Below are 18,048 nucleotides of genomic sequence, written 5' to 3'. Positions count from 1 at the left end.
TTCGCACACATCTTAATGACTGTTCTCTATGTGCGGCCCAAATGAAAATTGACGATATCGATGCCTTTGTCGAAGTGATTCGTTGCCAGTCCATCTGCCACGCAGCCGAGTCGTTGCAGCTGACCCAGCCGGCCATCACCCGCCGTGTGCAGAACTTCGAGCAGGCGCTGGGTGTGGAGCTGTTCGACCGCAATACCAAGCCTCTGAAGCCTACGCTGATTGGCACCCGGGTCTATGAGCAATGCCGCCTGATCCTGCGTGAGATGGACGCACTGCGTGAACTGGTGGCCACGGACGCGCCGCCCACCGGCGTGCTGCGCCTGGGCGTGCCGCAAACCATCGGCGATGTGGTGCTGCTGGATGCGCTCAAGCAGCTGCGTACCGAATACCCGGACCTGCGCGCCCAAGTCGCCACCGGCTGGGGCAGCCAGTTGGTGGGCAAGATCGAGCGCGGCGAGCTGGATGCGGCGGCGGCCTTATTCCCGGCCGGCAAGATATTCCCGGACAACATTGTTGGCGAGTCCATCGGCAAGATGGAGCTGGTGGTGGTGTGCGCCAAGGCACAGTTACCGAAGAAGCCGTGCAAGTTGGCGGACGTGTACCAGAATGGCTGGATTCTCAACCCGGATGGCTGCGGTTTCCGTGCCGGTTTGCAGCGCACGCTGTCCGATCAAGGTTTGGCATTGCGGGTGAACCTGGAAACCTTTGGCACCGAGCTGCAATTGGGGCTTGTGGCTGACGGCCTGGGATTGGGCCTGGTGCCACGCCCGCTGTTGGAGCGCAGCGCCCATCGCGAGCAACTGGCGGTGATGCCGCTCAAGGACTTCAAACCGGTGCTGGATTTGTGGCTGATCTACCCGCACTTCCTGGGCAACCTGCAAGGCCCGGTGGATGCGTTTGGCCAGTGGGTGGCGGCGTCGTTGCACAAGCTGCGGGACGCGGCCTGAGCATTATGGTTATGAAAAAAAATAATAATTAGCTTAGATTAAAATGTGCTTTTTATTATTTTTTGCCATCCCATAGGCTGACTGGAAGTCCTTAAGGCTATCCAGGAAGTTTTGCCATGAGCAGCGTCACCCCGATCTCCAGCGTTTCCAGCAACGTTCGCCAGCGCGTCACGCCAGAAGAGTGGGAGGTGCGCGTCAAACTGGCCGCGGCCTATCGACTGGCGGCGTTGTACAAGTGGACCGACCACATCTACACGCACTTTTCCGCCCGTGTGCCGGGGCCGCAGGAGCATTTCCTGATCAACGCCTTCGGGCTTTTATTCGATGAAATCAGCGCCTCCAACCTGGTCAAGGTCGACCTCGACGGCACCCTGGTCGATGACCCGACCGGCCTGGGCATCAATTACGCCGGTTATGTGATCCATAGCGCCATTCACGGTGCCCGCCACGACCTGCAAGCGGTGCTGCACACCCACACCCGTGACGGTATTGCGGTGTCGGCGCAAAAAGACGGCCTGTTGCCGATCTCCCAACATTCCATCGCGTTCTCCGGGCGAGTGGCCTATCACGGCTATGAGGGGGTGGCCCTGGACCTGGATGAGCGTGAGCGGCTGGTGGCGGATTTGGGTGACAAGAGTGTGATGATCTTGCGTAACCATGGGCTGTTGACGGCTGGCGTCAGCGTGGAGCATGCGTTCCAGCAGCTGCAAGGGTTGGAGCGCGCGTGCACTATCCAGATTGCGGCGCAGGCGGGCGGCAATGCTGAGTTGATCTTCCCGCCGGCAGAGGTGGTGGCCAAGGTGGAAGAGCAGGCCAAGGTATTCAGCAATGGCGAAGGGCCGGGCGTGGCACGGCATTGGAATGCGTTGATTCGGCAATTGGAACGCACCGATACCGATTACAAAAACTGAATTTGAAATCACTGAATTACTAAAAAATGTGGGAGCGGGCTTGCTCGCGAAGGCGCAGTGTCAGTCAACAGAAATATCGGCTGATCCACCGCTTTCGCGAGCAAGCCCGCTCCCACAGTAGGCCTGTGTTGCCAATCAGGGTTGTGCGCGGCTCAGGCGCGAATCGAATCGGGCATGCGCAGCGCCACCCACCCTGGCAGTGTGTCGTTGACCGAGGCCAGGCAATGGATTGGCGACTTGCGCAGAAGAACTGGCACGCTTGCTTGGGTAAAACGCAGGGCAAATGTGGGAGCGGGCTTGCTCGCGAATGCGCAGTGTCAGTCAACGGAAATATCGACTGATCCACCGCTTTCGCGGGCAAGCCCGCTCCCACAGTAGGTCTGTGTTGCCAATCAGGATTGTGCGCGGCTCAGGCGCGCATCGAATCGGGCATGCGCAGCGCCACCCACCCGGGCAGTGCGTCGTTGACCGAGGCCAGGCAATGGATTGGCGACTTGCGCAGAAGAACTGGCACGCTTGCTTGGGTAAAACGCAGGGCAAATGTGGGAGCGGGCTTGCTCGCGAATGCGCAGTGTCAGTCAACGGAAATATCGACTGATCCACCGCTTTCGCGGGCAAGCCCGCTCCCACAGTAGGTCTGTGTTGCCAATCAGGATTGTGCGCGGCTCAGGCGCGCATCGAATCGGGCATGCGCAGCGCCACCCACCCGGGCAGTGCGTCGTTGACCGAGGCCAGGCAATTGATTGGCGACTTGCGCAGAAGAACTGGCACGCTTGCTTGGGTAAAACGCAGGGCAAATGTGGGAGCTGGCTTGCCTGCGATGGCGGTGGATCAGTCATACACATGCTGACTGGCCTGCCGCACTCGCGAGCAAGCCCGCACACATGACATTTTTGGGTGCCTGGCAAAGAGGCGGCTCAGGCGGCGGGGTGTTCGTTGCCAGAAGTGTTGGCGGATGCACCGCCATCGCGAGCAAGCCCGCTCCCACAGTAGATCTGTGTTGCCAATCAGGGTTGTGCACGGCTCAGGCGCGCATCGAATCGGGCATGCGCAGCGATATGACATCACCGCCTGCCAACTGCGCCATCCACCCGGGCAGTGCGTCGTTGACCAAGGCGAGGCAATGGTTTGGTGACTATTGCGCAGAAGAACTGGCACGCTTGCTTGGGTAAAACGCAGGGCAAAATGTGGGAGCGGGCTTGCTCGCGAATGCGGAGTGTCAGTCAACGGAAATATCCACTGATCCACCGTCATCGCGGGCAAGCCCGCTCCCACACTGGGTTTTTTGGGGGGCTTAAGCGACCTGTTTGGCCTGCTCGCGCTCTGCGACCCACTGGCGGGTCAGCGGGATCAGCTGTTTGCCATAGTCGATCGCATCATTGAGCGGGTCGAATCCACGGATCAGGAAGGTGGTGATGCCCAAGTCGTAGTAATCCAACAACGCTTCAGCGACTTGTTCGGCGGTGCCTACCAGCGAAGTGGAATTGCCCTGCGCGCCGAGCAACCCGGCAATCCCGGTCCACAAACGCTTATCCAGCCGCGAGCCCTGCGCCGCTGCTGCCAGCAACCGACGCGAGCCTTCATTCGGCGGTTCACGGCGCACAAAACCATTCTTTTCGGCCAGTGCGGTCGCCTGTTGCAAGATCGTCTCGGCCCGCGCCCATGCCAGCTCCTCGGTTTCGGCGAGGATCGGTCGCAACGACAAGCTGAAGCGAATTGTACGCCCGTGCCTGGCCGCTTCCGCACGCACCTGGGTCACGGTTTCGCGTACCTGCTCGTAGGTTTCACCCCACAGCGCATACACGTCGGCATGCTTGCCCGCGACCTCAATGGCGGCCTTGGAGGAACCACCGAAATACACAGGAATATGCGGCTGCTGCGGCGATTTCACCGTCGAGTGCGCGCCCTCTACCTGATAGTAGGTGCCGTCGAAATCGAAGGGCTGTTCGCTGGTCCATTCCTGGCGCACCACACTGAGGTATTCGTCGGTGCGCGCGTAGCGTTCGTCCTTGCCGATATGGCTGCCATCGGCGCGCAGTTCACGGTCGTCGCCACCGGTAATGATGTGCACGGCGGTTCGCCCACCATTGAATACGTCCAGCGTGGCGAATTGGCGTGCAGCCAGCGTGGGCTGGGTAAAGCCTGGGCGATGGGCGATCAGGAATTGCAGTTTTTGGGTCACGCTGGCGGCATGTGCGGCGATCAGCGTGCTGTCCGGGCTGTTGGAGTGGAAGGCCACCAGGGCGCGGTCGAACCCTGCGGCTTCGTGGGCGCGGGCCACGCTTTCGACGTAGTCCGGTTGCAGGGTAGGGCCGCTGCGCGGGTGGATCTCGGAGGCGTGGTGACCACCGATATAGCCGATGAATTCAATGCTCATGGTCTGTCCTTGCTAATGACGGGATTGACACCTCCTCCGGGCGTGGGGTCGGTCACTCGGGTCAAAAGTAAGGGCAGCGGGCGGGTCTGTAAAATGCCTGTTGGTTCTAACCTAATTATTAAAATACTGAATCATTTTCTATTTTAGTTATCAGCAATGTGCATTAAAGGCCGCACTAAAGACGCAACCGAACCTCCGCACACAATCCGCCGCCTACTCGGTTACTCAAGGTCAGCGAGCCGCCCATCGCCACCGCCAACTGCTGCGCGATCGCCAGCCCCAACCCGGTGCCGCCTGTGCCTCGATTGCGTGAGCTCTCCACCCGGTAAAAGGGCTGCATCACCTGCACCAATTCATCTTCGGCAATGCCAGGCCCACGGTCTGACACGGTGATGGACAACTGCCCGGACGCGGTCGAGCCGACTTCCAGTTCCGCGCTGCCGGCGAATTTCAGGGCATTGTCCAGCAGGTTCACCAGCACGCGGCGCAGTGCATGGGGGCGGGTGTCGAGGACGAGGGCGCTTTTGCCGGTGAGGCTGACAGGCTTGTTCATGTCCTGGTAATCAAACACCAGGCTGTCGAGAAAGGCGTCCAGATCAATGCGGTGACTGGCCTCGGTGGCACCGTGGACGCTGCGGGCGTAGGCCACTCCTTCACGCACCAGGTGCTCCATTTCGCCCAGGTCGCTCCACAGCTTGTCGCGATCGGCGGAGTCTTGCATAAACTCGGCGCGCAGTTTCATGCGGGTAATCGGTGTTTGCAGGTCGTGGGAAATCGCCGCAAGGATCTGCATGCGTTCCTTGAGGTATTCGGCGATGCGCGTTTGCATGGCATTGAACGCTATCGCCGCATGCGCAACCTCGGCTGGGCCTTTCTCGTCCAGAGGCGTGGGGTGTGCGTTGGGGTCAAGGGTTTCGACGGCGCGTGCCAGGCGAGTCAGCGGGCGGATGGCCAGGCGCACGGCAAACCAGGTACAGCCGAGCAACAGCACCAGTTGCAGCACCAGCACCACGGGCAACCAATAGGCGACGGGCAAGGCGGCGGGGCGCACATCGAGGGTAATCGGGTTGCCATCGGCCAGGGTCAGGTGCACCTGGAAGTGTTTCTGCATGCCGGGAATGTCGCGCAAGGTCAACGCGTACTGCTCACCCAGCGCCTGTGAAATCGAGGTGGCGGCCATCGGCACGTCATCGCTGTTCATCGGCTCACCGGCCTCGCCGGCATTGAGCAGGTAGCGGTAGTTCTGCCGGTCGATACGCGGCAACCAACTGGCGCGCTCGTTGGCGGGCAGTCGGTCGAGGATGGCCACCGAGGTGGAGACATCGTTCTCCAGGTTGCCCAGCATGGCCGTGCGCGCGCTGATATAGCGTTCGTAGAACTGCGCGCTGAAGGACAAACCATTGGCACACACCAGGCTGATCAGGAAGATCAGCGACAACTGCGACGCCAGGGTGCGCGGCCAGCCGAACCGCCATTTCATTGCGTGGCCCCGAGGACTTCCACGGCCAGGGAGAACACATACCCTTCGCTGCGTACGGTCTTGATATAGGCCGGTTCGCGGGCATCATCCAGCAGGCGTTGGCGCAGACGGCTGACCAACAGGTCAATGGAGCGGTCGAACAAATCGGCGTCGCGGCCCTGGGTCAGGTTGAGCAATTGGTCGCGGTTGAGCACGCGCTGCGGATGGTCGAGAAACACCCGCAACAGGCGGTATTCCGCGCCGCTCAGGGCCACCAGGGTGTCGTCTTCGTCGAGCAGGTGGCGGGCAGTCGTGTCCAGGCGCCAGCGCCCAAAACGAATCAGTCGCCCGCTCTCACTCACCACCAGGTTCGGCGGCAGCATGCGCGTGCGGCGTAACACTGCGTTGATCCGCGCCAGCAATTCACGGGCGGCGAAGGGTTTGACCAGGTAATCATCGGCGCCCATTTCCAGGCCGATGATGCGATCGGTTTCATCGTTACGCGCGGTGAGCATCAGCACCGGCGTAGCCTTGTGCTTGCCCACCCGCAGCTCGCGGCACAACTGCAAGCCGTCGTCGCCGGGCATCATGATGTCGAGCACGATCAGGTCAACCGGGGTGGTGTCGAGGAAGCTGCGCATCTGGCGGCCGTCAGCAACCACGGTGGTGCGCATGCCGTTTTTCTTCAGGTAATTACCCAAAAGTTCGCGGATCTCCCGGTCGTCATCGACGATCAGGATGTGATCGACATGATCCATGCTGCCTTCCTCGTTAAATGCTCATGAGCCGCAGTCTAGCCATCGGCGCCGGCTTTGCCTTGTGCCCTTTGTATTGCAGTGTATCTGGCTATAACGAGATACACGGCGATGCAAAAAAACCGACAGGCACGCGTGCGGGGATCGTTCACCCCAGCGCCTAAGCTAATTCTAAAAAGGTATTTATTACGCGTTTTTAAGATCGTTTAGCTTGGTCGCTCCAACCCAAGACGTTCATGGAGTGAGCCTTTGATGCTGCAATCAATTACCACGTTGCCGTTGCTGGACCTGTCACAGCTCGACGGCAGCCCGCAGCAGCGCGGCAAGTTCCTTGATGAGCTGCGATCTGCCGCGCGGCATATCGGGTTTTTCTACCTCACGGGGCACGGGATCGACCCGGCGCTGTTGAGCCAGGTGCAGCAGCAGGCACGCGCATTTTTCGCCTTGCCCGACGCCGATAAACGCGCGGTCGGCATGCTCAACTCCCCGCACTTTCGCGGTTACAACCGCGCCGCTTCGGAGATCACCCGGGGCCAGCCCGACCTGCGCGAACAGTTCGACGTCGGCGCCGAGCGCGAGCCCCTGGATGCAGAACAATACCCGGCCGCCTGGGCGCGCCTGCAAGGTCCGAACCAATGGCCGGCCGCTTTGCCCGAGCTCAAGCCTCGGGTGCTGGCCTGGCAGCAAGCGATGACGCAGATGTCGTTGCGCCTGCTGCGCGCCTTCGCCCAGGCGCTGTCGCTGCCCGAGAATGCGTTTGACGCGCTGTACGGCAGCACACCCAACGAACACATCAAGCTGATCCGCTACCCCGGTCGTCATGCACAACAAAGTCGCCAGGGCGTAGGTGCGCACAAGGACTCCGGCTTCCTGAGCTTCTTGCTGCAAGACCAGCAAGCCGGTTTGCAGGTGGAAGTGGAGGAGGGCCGTTGGATCGACGCCGCGCCGCGCCCCGGTACGCTGGTGGTCAATATCGGCGAATTGCTTGAGTTGGCCAGCAACGGCTATCTGCGCGCCACCGTGCACCGGGTGGTCTCGCCGCCGGTGGGCAGCGAGCGCTTGTCCCTGGCGTTTTTCCTCGGCGCACAGCTGGATGCGGTGGTGCCGGTGTACCCATTGGCGCCGGAACTGCTGCGTGATGCACATGGCCCGGCCAGCGACCCGCGTAACCCGCTGCTGCGCGATGTCGGCTGGAATTACCTCAAGGGCCGCCTGCGTTCGCACCCTGATGTCGCCCAACGTTTTTACGCCGACGCCACACTTCCCCAAGCACTGTCCGCCTGATCAGGAGATCACGATATTGAAAACCACCGCACTTACCCTGGCGGCGTTGCTGGCCTCATTCAGTGTGTCGGCCGCCGATGCGTTGCGCGTCGCCGCCGACCCGATTCCCCATGCACAGATCCTCGAATACGTGCAGAAGCTTGACCCGAGCCTGAACCTGAAAATCATCGAGATCCCCAGCGGCGTGAACTCCAACGAGTTGCTGGCCCACGGTGATGTGGACGCCAATTACTTCCAGCACCTGCCGTATCTCAACTCACAGGAGCAGGCCCTCGGGCAGAAGTTCGCAGTGGCGGCCACCGTGCATATCGAACCGTTGGGCATCTATTCCCATCGCCATACCAGCCTCGCCCAGGTGCCGGATAAAGGCACCGTGGCCGTGCCGAACAACGTCACCAACCTCAGCCGCGCGCTCTACCTGCTGCAAGCCAATGGCCTGATAACACTCAAGCCAGGTTTCAATGATGCGTCCAAGGACCAGGCCACGCCCAAGGACATTGCCGAGAACCCCAGGCACCTGAAGATCCTGGAAATCGAATCGCCGCAAATCCCTCGTGCATTGGACGATGTGGACCTGGCGGTGATCAATGGCAACTTCGCGCTGGAGGCCGGGTTGGTGCCGGCCAAAGATGCCTTGGGGTTGGAAAAGGCCGAGGGCAACCCCTACGCGAATATCCTCGTGACCACGCCCAGGTTGGCGGACGACCCGCGTATCAAGCAGCTCGCCAAGGACCTGCGTTCACCGCAAGTTGCCCAGTTCATCAGCGAAAAATATGCCGGTTCGGTGATCCCGGTGGCGGCCGAATGATCGTCGTCGAAGGGGTCAGCAAAACCTACGCCGGTGGCCAGCCGGCGGCGCTGGATAACGTGTCTTTGCAGATTGCCGACGGGTCGATCTTCGGCATCGTCGGCCGCAGCGGGGCGGGCAAAAGCACCTTGCTGCGCTGCCTCAATTTGCTGGAGCGGCCAACCAGCGGGCGCATCCTGCTGGATGGTCAGGACCTGACCCAACTGAGCGACAAGCAATTGCGCGAGCAACGCCAGCGCATCGGCATGATCTTCCAGGGCTTCAACCTGCTGCATTCGCGCAACGTGGCGGATAACGTGGCCGTGCCGCTGGAAATCGCCAAGGTGCCCAAGGCTGAGCGAGCGGCGCGGGTGGCCGAGTTGCTGGCGCTGGTAGGGCTCGGCGACAAGGCCCAGGCATTTCCTTCGCAATTGTCTGGCGGGCAAAAACAACGGGTGGGTATTGCCCGCGCGTTGGCGGCGCGCCCGGCGTATTTGCTGTCGGATGAGGCCACCAGCGCCCTTGACCCGGAAACCACCGCGTCGATCCTTGAGCTGTTGCGCGACATCAACCGACAGCTGGGGGTGACCATCGTGTTGATTACCCACGAACTGGAGGTGGTCAAGGCCATCTGCGACAGCGCGGTGTCCCTGGCGCAGGGCCGCGTGGTAGAGAGCGGCACCTTGCTGCAATTGCAGGCTGACCCGGCATCGCGCTTGGGCCGCTCGCTGGCGCCCAGCCTGCAAGTGGTGCGGGCCGTATGAAAACTGACTGGAACGACGTGCTTCAATTGTTGCTCAATGCAACAGGCGAAACCCTCTACATGGTGCTGCTGGCGGGGTTATTCACACTGTTGATCGGCCTGCCGCTGGGCGTGGTGCTGTTTATCAGCCGACGCGGTGGCCTGTTCCCACTGCCACGGCTCAACCGTGTGTTGGGCGGGGTGATCAACCTGGGGCGTTCATTGCCCTTTGTGGTGATGTTGATTGCGTTGATTCCGCTGACACGCTTGATCGTCGGCACGACGCTGGGCAGCACGGCGGCGGTCGTGCCGATCACCATCGGCGCCTTTCCGTTTTTTGCGCGCATCGTCGAGAACGCCCTGGATGAAGTGGACAAGGGCCGCATCGAGGCCATCGTGGCCATGGGCGGTGATATCCGCCACGTGATTCTAAAAGTCCTGCTGCCCGAAGCCTTGCCGGCGCTGGTGGCCGGGGTGACGTTGACGTTGGTGATGCTGATCGGCTTTTCCTCCATGGCCGGCGTGATCGGCGGCGGTGGCCTCGGCGACTTGGCGATACGGTATGGCTACCAGCGTTTCAACAACCAGATCATGGTGGTGACGGTCATCGTGTTGGTGGTGCTGGTGCAGGGCGTGCAAAGCCTGGGGGATCGCTGTGTGAGGTCGTTGGCGCATCGTCGCTAAACGTGATCGGTTTGCAGCGGGTCAAGGGGCGCGCACGGCCTTGAGCAGCAGCGCCTCGAACACCCGCTGCGCGCGTGGCTCATCACTGTGGGCCACATTGAAGCGCATCGAGTTGAGGTGAGCGGGGTCATAGCCGAACAGCGCACCCGGCGCCAATACCATGCTGCGTTTCAATGCCTCCTGGGCCAGCAACTCGCCGTTTACGCCCGCTGGCAGGCGCGCCCAGATAAACATGCCGCCTTCATAGGCCATCGGCAATTCGCAGCCGCAGCGCTTGAGCCACTGCTCGACGCGCCCACCCGATTCCATCAACCGTTGCACCATGCGCTTGCGGTGTTTGGCGTAGCTGCCTTCGCTGAGCATGCGATAGACGATCTGTTCGAACAGCTCCGAGGTCACGCCGCCGCTCATCAACTTCATGTTGGTCAGGTTGGCGGCCAGTTGCGGCGCGGCCACCACATAGCTGACGCGCGTGTTGGCGCTGAGGATCTTGGAGAACCCCGACAGGTAGGTGACCTGGTTCAGACCCGCCAGGGTGGCCAGTCGGGGCGGCGGGTTGGGGTGCAAGTCGCCGTAGAGGTCATCTTCGACAATATGGCAGTGGTACTGCTGGGTCAGTTGCAGCAGGCGAAACGCCTGGCTGGGGCTGAACGAATGGCCGGTGGGGTTATGCAGCACGCTGGTGGTGAGATACAGGCTGGGGCGGTGCTCGGCCAGCAGCTGTTCGAGGGCGGTGAAGTCAAAGCCGTCGGGGCGGCGCTGGATAGTCACCACTTTGACGCCGTGCAGGGCCAGGTTGGCGTGGAAGTTGAAGTAACACGGCGCGTCCAGCAGCACCGTGTCGCCGGGGCGTGCGAGCAGGCGCATCAGCATGTCCAGGCCCTGCACGGTGTTGGGGGTGGTGATGATTTGCTCGACCGGCACCGACAGGCCTTCGGCGTGCAGTTTCTGTTGCAGGGCCTGGCGCAAGGGCAACAGCCCGGCCGGCGTGCCCAGCCCGGCGATGCGCAACGACGGCGCGCGCACCACGCTGCGCAGGGTTTGGCGGATGGCTTCGCCGTTCAGCCACTCCTCCGGCAAGTGGCCGCCACCGGGGCGCAGTTCGCCGCTGACGGTGACCAGCGGGCGCCGCAACACGCTGAGCAGGTCCTGGGGCAGCAGGTCGACCCAGGTCGCCGAAGTCGGGTGGGCGGTTTCCATCGCCACAAAGTAGCCGCGCCCCTGGCTTGAGGTCAGCAGGTTGCGCCCGCGCAGACGGTCCAGCGCCTCATTGAGGGTGAACTTGCTCACACCCAGGCTCTGGGTCAACTCACTCACCGATGGCAACTTGCTGCCGGGCGCCCATTCACCGCTCTCGATGGCCTGGCTGAACGCCGCGACGATCTGCTGGACCTTGGGTGTGCCTTCCACAAAGGCGATGGCGGATACAAACATAAACCTTCCTTGTCTTTGCCGGTGCTTTTACCGGTGAAGTTAGGCCGGATTAGGCATCACTTTACCTGCCTTGTGCAATGCCGCTCCCCTAGACTGCGCGCCATCTCGCCAGGAGTTGGCGACATTCCCTACAGGCGAGCAATGGATTTCGCATCCTTATGAAGACTTATATGTGCGCACCCTGCGGCTTTATGTACGTAGAAGAATTGGGCATTCCGGAGGACGGAATCCCGGCAGGCACCCCTTGGGAAGAGGTGCCTGAAGACTGGACATGCCCCGATTGCGGCGTGACCAAGGCCGACTTCATGGCCATCGAACTTTAACCCTCCATCAACGAAAGGAATCGCTCCATGGACAACAAACTGATCAACCCCACCGTGCCGTTCTGTACCGGTGTGGCTCACCAGAAATACCTCGGCGCCGAAAAAGGCCTGCAAACCGCTGTCGAAGGCGACTGCACCCACTGGTACATCGACGGCAGCCTGTTTGGTGAAATGGTCGACGACTGGACCGAGGCACGCATCGTCAGCCTGCAGGCGCACATCGAGGCGACCGGTGTTAAGCCAATATTCCACGGCAACTTCAAGGCGCCATTGGGCAGTGACGTCGAGGCGTTCCGTGTGGCGGCCGTGGAGTACGTGAAAAAAGAGATCGACATCGCCAGCCGTTTGGGCGCGCCGTTGATCATTCACGGTGGCTGCATCGTCGAGCCGAAAATGGTGCTGATGGCCAAGAAGGTTGCCCTGGAGCACTACCTCAAGTCGGTACAGGAACTGGCAAGTTACGCCGAGGCCAAGGGCACGGATATCTACCTGGAGAACCTGTCCAACTACGTCAATTACCGGCCGTTCCACTACATCTTTACCCATGAAGCCGAATACGCCTTTGTATTCGAGCGCCTGCAAGCGCACAGCAACGTGTACTTCTTCCTGGATGCCGGCCACGCCAACATCGAAAACGGCCTGCCGGCGGAAGTGGTGCGCAAGTATCACCACCTCATCAAGGGCATTTCCTTCAGCAACAACAACGGCGTGCAAGACCAGCACTTCGGCATTCATGACGGCAACTGTGACTACGCCGACGTGATGCAGGCCATCGTCGAAACCAATTGGAAAGGCCTGGTGGCGTTCGAAACCCGCAACCAGACCGCCAAAGCTGCCCTGGCTGACCTGGCGCTGATGTACCGCGAATCCCTGACGACCGAAATCGCGGTCGCCTGATGGGCCCAGGGGCGGGCGCTTGCGTGGCCCGCCCCGTTGTTTTTTTCAATCCAAGGTCCCGGACCATGACAACTGCGTTAACGCTGTCTTCGTTTCTCTACTTTCTGCTGTTTTGCGCCACCATGACCTTCAGCCCCGGCCCCATGACTTTGCTGCTCTTGAGCCTGGGCTTGAAAGACGGCCTGCGCAGCTCGATCCCGGCGCAGATCGGCGCCACGGTGTCCTATCTGATTTCGATCCTGATCTTTGCCGTAGGCTTTTCGGAGTTGATCAAGGGTAACCTCGCCATTACCCAGACCATCCAGTTTGTCGGCGTGGCCTACATTCTCTACCTGGCCTACAAGCAGTGGACCAGCAGCGGCGTCGCGATCAACAAGGACGGTGCCGTGGAGGGCTCGCGCAGCCTGTTCGGCAAAGGCTTGCTGACCGGGTTTTCCAACCCCAAGACCATCATCATGTTCAGCGCGGTGTTCCCGCAGTTTGCCGGGTCAGGTGAGCACAGCTCATCGGCGGATATCGCGATCCTGGGGTTAACTTTTCTGACGCTGCAATTTGCCAGCGGTTGCCTGTACTGCTATTTCGGCCAGCGCATCAAGCACGTACTGGAAAACCCCAAGCGCCGGGTGTTGTTGCAGCGAGTCACGGCGGTGTTGCTACTGGGTGTGGCGTTGATGCTGGCGCGCGGTTTTTCGCACTGAATGGCCTGATCTACAGCCTTATGAGCGGTAGTGGCGATTTGCCGTTGCCCTGATAGACTCCAGGCATTCATCCAGGATTACACCCGACCATGTCAGCTGCCGGAGGAAAAGGACTTCCGCTCGCTTCACGGTTGTATAAATCACGTGCACTGGGGCTGACGCTCGGCTTCGTGTGCGTGGTGTTTGGTATGTATCCCCTACACCCACCGGCGTGGGTGTGGGTGTGGATGGTGATCAACGCCTTTGTCTGGCCGCACCTCGCCTATCAATGGTCGCGCCGCGTGAGCAATTCACTGCGCAGCGAACGCCGCAACCTGCTGTTCGACTCCTTTTGCGGCGGGTTCTGGGTCGGCGCCATGCACTTCAACCCGCTGCCCAGCGTCACCACCGTGTCGATGATGACCATGAACAACGTCGCCATCGGCGGGTTTCGCTTTATGTTGGCCGGTTGGGTCGCGCAGGGGTTGGGTATTGGCCTGTCGTTGCTGATGTTTGGTCCGGCGTTTATCGCCGTGACGACCGAGATCCAGCTGTATGCGTGCCTGCCGATCCTCATGCTGTATCCCCTGGCGCTGGGTTGGATCTGCTATCGCCAGGCCGTGACCCTGGCCCGACACAAACGCGAGTTGCTGGCGTTGAGCCGCACGGACAGCCTGTCCGGCCTGCTCAACCACGGTGCCTGGAAAGACCAACTGGAAATCGAGTTTCAGCGCTGCCGCCGCGAGCAGGTAGGCGCGGCCATTGCGCTGATCGACATTGACCATTTCAAGACCATCAACGATACCTACGGCCATGTCACTGGCGACATCGTGCTGCGCCAATTGAGTAAAGTCCTGCGCCAGAACCTGCGGACCTCCGACCTGGCCGGGCGTTATGGCGGCGATGAGTTTTGTGTGATTCTGCCGGATATGCCACTCAATCGCGCTACAGAAGTGATGGATGCCTTGCGCGATCGCTTCAGTGCGCTAGCGTATGCGCAGGACCCGACCCTGCGCGCCAGCTTGAGCATCGGCCTGGCACCGTATCAAGCGGCCCACGCCGATTCCACCAGTTGGCTCAACGACGCCGACCAGGCCTTGTATGAAGCCAAGAGCAGCGGGCGTAACCGGGTCAGCTCAGTGCAGGGGAGTTGGTTGCGGTCGGTTTAGTGGGGTAGGGTGTCGCAGCCCCTCCCAACAAAAAACAAGGATCGGTCCATGCTCTTTTCCTTCTCCCGTACCCTCCTGGCCGCGACCCTGGCCTTGTCCTTCGCAATGCCGGCCTACAGCGCCGAACCCCACAAACAGATCCAGGCGGATTCCGAGCAGTACAAGGCCGAGGCCCTGAAACTGTTGGAGCGCCTGGTGAATATTGATTCGGGTTCTGGCTACGAGCCCGGCCTGACCCAAGTGCGCGACATCGCCGTCGATGAATTGAAACAGCTCGGTTTCAGCATCGAACTGGTGCCGGACAAGGCCGCCAACAACAGCCATGTGATCGCCACCCTCAAGGGCACCGGTAAAGCCAGGATCCTGCTGATGGCCCACATGGACACCGTGTTCAAGGAAGGCTCGGCCGCCGAACGCCCGTTCCACATCAAGGACGGTCGCGCTTATGGCCCCGGCGTGATGGACGACAAGGGCGGCATCGTCGCCGGCATCTACGCGCTGAAAGTCCTGAAAAACCAGGGCTTCAAGGACTACGCACAAATCACCTTCCTACTCGACGCCAGCGAAGAAACCGGCTCCGAGGCCGCCTCCGAGCTGATCCGCAACACCGCCAAAGGCCACGACGTTACCCTGAACCTCGAACCCGGCCGCCCAGCCGACGGCCTGGTGGTATGGCGCAAAGGCAGCGCCACCGCCGTGGTCGAAGTCAAAGGCAAAGCCGCCCACGCCGGCGTCGCCCCGGAACTGGGCCGCAACGCCGCCATGGAAGCGGCGCACCAGATTTTGCAACTGGGCAAACTGGGCGATGAAGAAAAGAAAACCACCATCAACTTCACGGTCATCAAGGCCGGTGACCGCACCAACGTCATCCCCGACCAAGCCACCGCCAAGGCGGATGTACGCGCAGCGTTGCCGGAGGAGTTTGATCGAATCGAGAAAGACCTGGCGCGCGTTTCAGCGAATAAGTTGATCCCCGAAACCGAAGTGAAGACCAGCTTGCTGCGAGGCCTGCCACCCATGCCGCAAACGCCGGAATCGGACAAGTTGGTCGCCATTGCCCAGGGGATTTATGGGGAGCTGGGGCGTAAGTTGACGGTTGAAGGCAGCGGCGGGGCGGCGGATGCGAGTTTGTCGGCTGGGGTGGGGACGCCGACGTTGGATGGGTTTGGGATCGTGGGCGGGAATATTCATACGCCGGAGGAATATGCCGAGGTGGAGAGTGTGGCGCCGCGGATTTATCTGTTGAGCCGGATGATTATGGAGCTTTCCAAGCGCTGATTTGATTGCAGGGCTCACTCATTCCGGTGAGCCCGATTCTCTGGCCAGCTGGCTTATTGTGACCGCTGCGCAACCCAACGCGAGCAAGCTCGCTCGCCACAGGGTTGGGGTTGTCAGTGAGGCAAGTGGTGTTCTTACCATGTGGATGGGTCTTCGAGACTGGCTCTTTGGAGGTCGTCTTTCCAAACCTCGTTGGCTAATCGGTAGATGTCGGCAAAAAAGCTTTGAGGGTCAACTATTTCTGTTTCGTCCCATGCCATCGTTGAATATTTATCTGGGTCATCCTCAAAAAAACAATGAAAATCAAAGTTTTCTGTATTTAATGCGGCGTCCAGGTTTTCCATTAATTTGTATCGGTGGCGATAGGAAAGCTTGTTGTATGGATCCAGGCAATATTTGAGAATTAGATTTTCTCTATCTTTTTTGTCGTTGGGGTCATAGGCGTGAAGCTCTGCTCCCTTGGTTTCCTCTCTGTCGTAAATGTCAAAAACTCCTACGAAATAATACAAGCTCGCATCAAAAGGTATGTGCTCGGAAAATGGGTGAAATAGCATTTTTATTCCTTGATCGGAAACAGAGTAAAAGGCGTGCCGTCTTCACGGAATTTCATCTCGGCACCATTCATCGAAGGATTGAACGTTGGATTGTTCGCATCCTTCTTGTTTGGCCTGTAGCCGCGCCCTGCGCCTGGCAGCTCTAAACGTACGATGTCGTTCTTATTGTCATCCACACCTGTGTAGCGGGGAAGTCCTCTTTCAACTCTTGAGGTTGCCTTCGTCCATGCCTGTAGTTGTAATTTCCAACTGTTAAATTGCGAGCTAGGAACCCCCTTTTTTTTAAGCGGAAATTTACCTGTTATTGGGTCCTTCCCATCTATTGAGCGCCGACTCACTTTGGAGTCATCAACCTCTGGCCCGTGCTTACCAACCATGTGCGTGTCGTACTGTGCTTCGTACTCCAAAATTCGACGCTTCGCATTAGCCTCTGTTAAAACCTCTATGCGTTCACGTCGCTGTTCCCGCGAGGTTTGAGGTGCAGTTGGTTGTCGCTCATTTACTTGTGCCTTTCCGATTGGATTTTCGAGGCCGGTTACTGGCTTACATCCATCGCCGCCTGGGCAGGTGTTTAAGCCCAGAGGATCTACCCACCCCGTAGGGTTGGGCACGTATTGGTATCCGTTGATCCCACCCGCCAGCTTCACCGGGTCAGGCGTCAGGTAACGACCAATATCCGGATTGTAGTAGCGATGGCGGTTGTAGTGCAGCCCGCTTTCCGGGTCGAAGTATTGGCCTTGGAAGCGTAGCGGGTTGTCGATTTTGCTGATATCGAGTCGGGCAACCTCGCCGTAGGCGCGGTAGTGCGCCGACCAGACGATTTTGCCGTCGGGGGCGGTGAGTTCCTGTGGGGTGCCGAGGTGGTCGAGTTGGTAGTGGAAGGGCTGGGTGTCTTTTGGACCAAAGCCTTCCAGCAGTGCCAAAGGCCTAAAACTGTCCGGTTCGTAGATGTAACTGCGATGGCGATCCGCGTGATGCTCGGCAACCAGCTTGTCGCCTTGCCAAAAAAACTCTGTGGTGATGTCGTCGACGGTTTTGCTGATCCGCCGCCCAAACGGGTCATAGCGATAGCTGGCTGTTTTCCCGTTCGGCTGGGTAATGCCGATCAGCCGATGCTGGCAGTCGTATCGATATTCGGTGACAAGTTGGTGACCCTTACCGCGTCTTTGGCGGATCAGGTTGCCAAAGGCGTCATAGTCGTAATGATGATCGCCCTGGATCATCAGGCGGTTGCCGGCAACGATGTCCGGGCCGGGTCGATCCTGCATCAGCAGGTTGCCTGCCGGGTCGTGGCCGAAGCGTTCTTGCACGTCTTGAGAGTGATCGGCGCGGGTCAGGCGGGCGAGGGGGTCGTAGTGGTAGTCGTGTTGGCCTTTACGGGTGTCGAGCAGGCGGATTAGGTTGCCGGTTTTGTCGTAGTCGTAGTGGCGCTGGTAGAGGGTGTGTTGCTGTTGGCTGACAGCATGGGTGTGCAGCCGGTTTTGCTCGTCGTAGTGGTAATGGCTGAGGAGCTGGCCTTGTTGGCGCTGGCGCTCGCGACCGGTTTTGAACAGGTGAGAAGTGAGCGTTTCACCATTCAGTTCAACGGTGGAAAGGTGGCCGCCTTTGTCGTGGTTGAAGGTCAGGCGGTTGTTATCCGGCAGGCGCAGGTTTTGCAGCTGGCCGCAGGCGTCGTAACCGTAGCGCAAGGTGCCCCAGCCTTGGTGTTCGGCGGTGAGGCGGTTTTGGCTGTCGTATTCGTAGGCTAGCGCCCAGTGGCCGTCGTCGACG

17 protein-coding genes are annotated in these 18,048 nt (G+C 60.1%); 11 read left to right on the top strand and 6 right to left on the bottom strand.

What is annotated here, in order from left to right:
* Positions 1-41 precede the first annotated feature (41 nt).
* The gene (locus ACDZ94_RS27045; RefSeq protein WP_432751903.1) at positions 42-947 is read left to right on the top strand and encodes a LysR family transcriptional regulator; all 906 of its coding nucleotides are present in this window, start codon (positions 42-44) and stop codon (positions 945-947) included.
* 116 nt (positions 948-1,063) lie between these two features.
* Entirely contained in the window at positions 1,064-1,858 is a 795-nt protein-coding gene (locus ACDZ94_RS27040; protein ID WP_221294451.1) for a class II aldolase/adducin family protein, read from the top strand.
* 1,294 nt (positions 1,859-3,152) lie between these two features.
* Here ACDZ94_RS27040 and ACDZ94_RS27035 read toward each other — a convergent pair.
* The 3 genes from ACDZ94_RS27035 to ACDZ94_RS27025 all read right to left on the bottom strand — a co-directional run bounded on the left by ACDZ94_RS27035 (position 3,153) and on the right by ACDZ94_RS27025 (position 6,452).
* On the bottom strand, positions 3,153-4,235 hold the full coding sequence (locus ACDZ94_RS27035; protein WP_064451880.1) for an LLM class flavin-dependent oxidoreductase: 1,083 nt from the start codon (positions 4,233-4,235) through the stop codon (positions 3,153-3,155).
* A gap of 175 nt (positions 4,236-4,410) precedes the next feature.
* Positions 4,411-5,715 carry an ATP-binding protein gene (locus ACDZ94_RS27030; RefSeq protein ID WP_262667569.1) on the bottom strand — a complete coding sequence of 435 codons (1,305 nt, stop codon included), beginning with the start codon at positions 5,713-5,715 and terminating at the stop codon, positions 4,411-4,413.
* Entirely contained in the window at positions 5,712-6,452 is a 741-nt protein-coding gene (locus ACDZ94_RS27025; RefSeq protein ID WP_407017179.1) for a response regulator, read from the bottom strand. The genes ACDZ94_RS27030 and ACDZ94_RS27025 overlap by 4 nt, the downstream gene beginning before the upstream one ends.
* Positions 6,453-6,701: 249 nt before the next feature.
* On the opposite strand from ACDZ94_RS27025, the gene ACDZ94_RS27020 reads away from it, so the two are divergent.
* The 4 genes from ACDZ94_RS27020 to ACDZ94_RS27005 are packed head-to-tail and all read left to right on the top strand — an operon-like array spanning position 6,702 to position 9,946.
* Positions 6,702-7,733 carry an isopenicillin N synthase family dioxygenase gene (locus ACDZ94_RS27020; RefSeq protein WP_064451883.1) on the top strand — a complete coding sequence of 344 codons (1,032 nt, stop codon included), beginning with the start codon at positions 6,702-6,704 and terminating at the stop codon, positions 7,731-7,733.
* A 13-nt stretch (positions 7,734-7,746) separates the two neighbouring features.
* Entirely contained in the window at positions 7,747-8,541 is a 795-nt protein-coding gene (locus ACDZ94_RS27015) for a MetQ/NlpA family ABC transporter substrate-binding protein (RefSeq protein ID WP_064454910.1), read from the top strand.
* Positions 8,538-9,284: a methionine ABC transporter ATP-binding protein gene (locus ACDZ94_RS27010; RefSeq protein ID WP_082895865.1), complete on the top strand. Its 747-nt coding sequence runs from the start codon at positions 8,538-8,540 to the stop codon at positions 9,282-9,284. Before ACDZ94_RS27015 ends, ACDZ94_RS27010 begins: the two co-directional genes overlap by 4 nt.
* Positions 9,281-9,946 (top strand): methionine ABC transporter permease, encoded by a 666-nt coding sequence (locus ACDZ94_RS27005; protein WP_262667571.1) that lies wholly within the window; start codon positions 9,281-9,283, stop codon positions 9,944-9,946. Before ACDZ94_RS27010 ends, ACDZ94_RS27005 begins: the two co-directional genes overlap by 4 nt.
* Positions 9,947-9,967: 21 nt before the next feature.
* On the opposite strand, the gene ACDZ94_RS27000 is transcribed toward ACDZ94_RS27005, so the two are convergent.
* A complete protein-coding gene (locus ACDZ94_RS27000) occupies positions 9,968-11,380 on the bottom strand; it encodes a PLP-dependent aminotransferase family protein (protein ID WP_432751902.1) in 1,413 nt (470 codons plus the stop codon).
* A gap of 158 nt (positions 11,381-11,538) precedes the next feature.
* Between ACDZ94_RS27000 and ACDZ94_RS26995 the strand changes: the two genes are divergently transcribed.
* The 5 genes from ACDZ94_RS26995 to ACDZ94_RS26975 all read left to right on the top strand — a co-directional run bounded on the left by ACDZ94_RS26995 (position 11,539) and on the right by ACDZ94_RS26975 (position 15,724).
* Positions 11,539-11,703, top strand: coding sequence for a rubredoxin (locus tag ACDZ94_RS26995; protein ID WP_016968943.1), 165 nt, complete (start codon positions 11,539-11,541; stop codon positions 11,701-11,703).
* Between the two features lie 27 nt (positions 11,704-11,730).
* Positions 11,731-12,600, top strand: a complete 870-nt coding sequence (locus ACDZ94_RS26990) for a sugar phosphate isomerase/epimerase family protein (RefSeq protein WP_432751901.1) — start codon at positions 11,731-11,733, stop codon at positions 12,598-12,600.
* Positions 12,601-12,665: 65 nt separating this feature from the next.
* The gene (locus ACDZ94_RS26985; protein ID WP_064451887.1) at positions 12,666-13,298 is read left to right on the top strand and encodes a LysE family translocator; all 633 of its coding nucleotides are present in this window, start codon (positions 12,666-12,668) and stop codon (positions 13,296-13,298) included.
* A gap of 89 nt (positions 13,299-13,387) precedes the next feature.
* On the top strand, positions 13,388-14,446 hold the full coding sequence (locus ACDZ94_RS26980) for a diguanylate cyclase (RefSeq protein WP_064451888.1): 1,059 nt from the start codon (positions 13,388-13,390) through the stop codon (positions 14,444-14,446).
* 48 nt (positions 14,447-14,494) lie between these two features.
* Positions 14,495-15,724: a M20/M25/M40 family metallo-hydrolase gene (locus tag ACDZ94_RS26975; RefSeq protein WP_407017178.1), complete on the top strand. Its 1,230-nt coding sequence runs from the start codon at positions 14,495-14,497 to the stop codon at positions 15,722-15,724.
* A 134-nt stretch (positions 15,725-15,858) separates the two neighbouring features.
* Here the strand turns inward: ACDZ94_RS26975 and ACDZ94_RS26970 are convergent, their stop codons facing one another.
* Positions 15,859-16,278 (bottom strand): hypothetical protein, encoded by a 420-nt coding sequence (locus tag ACDZ94_RS26970; protein WP_064451890.1) that lies wholly within the window; start codon positions 16,276-16,278, stop codon positions 15,859-15,861.
* Positions 16,279-16,280: 2 nt separating this feature from the next.
* Positions 16,281-18,048, bottom strand: a 1,768-nt coding sequence (locus tag ACDZ94_RS26965; protein WP_432751900.1) for an RHS repeat domain-containing protein, incomplete at its 5' end; no start/stop codon positions are given.

It is taken from the genome of Pseudomonas sp. UBT, from assembly GCF_050915955.1.
GTDB lineage: Bacteria > Pseudomonadota > Gammaproteobacteria > Pseudomonadales > Pseudomonadaceae > Aquipseudomonas > Aquipseudomonas antarctica_A.
This window is presented reverse-complemented; position numbering and strand designations above follow the sequence as displayed.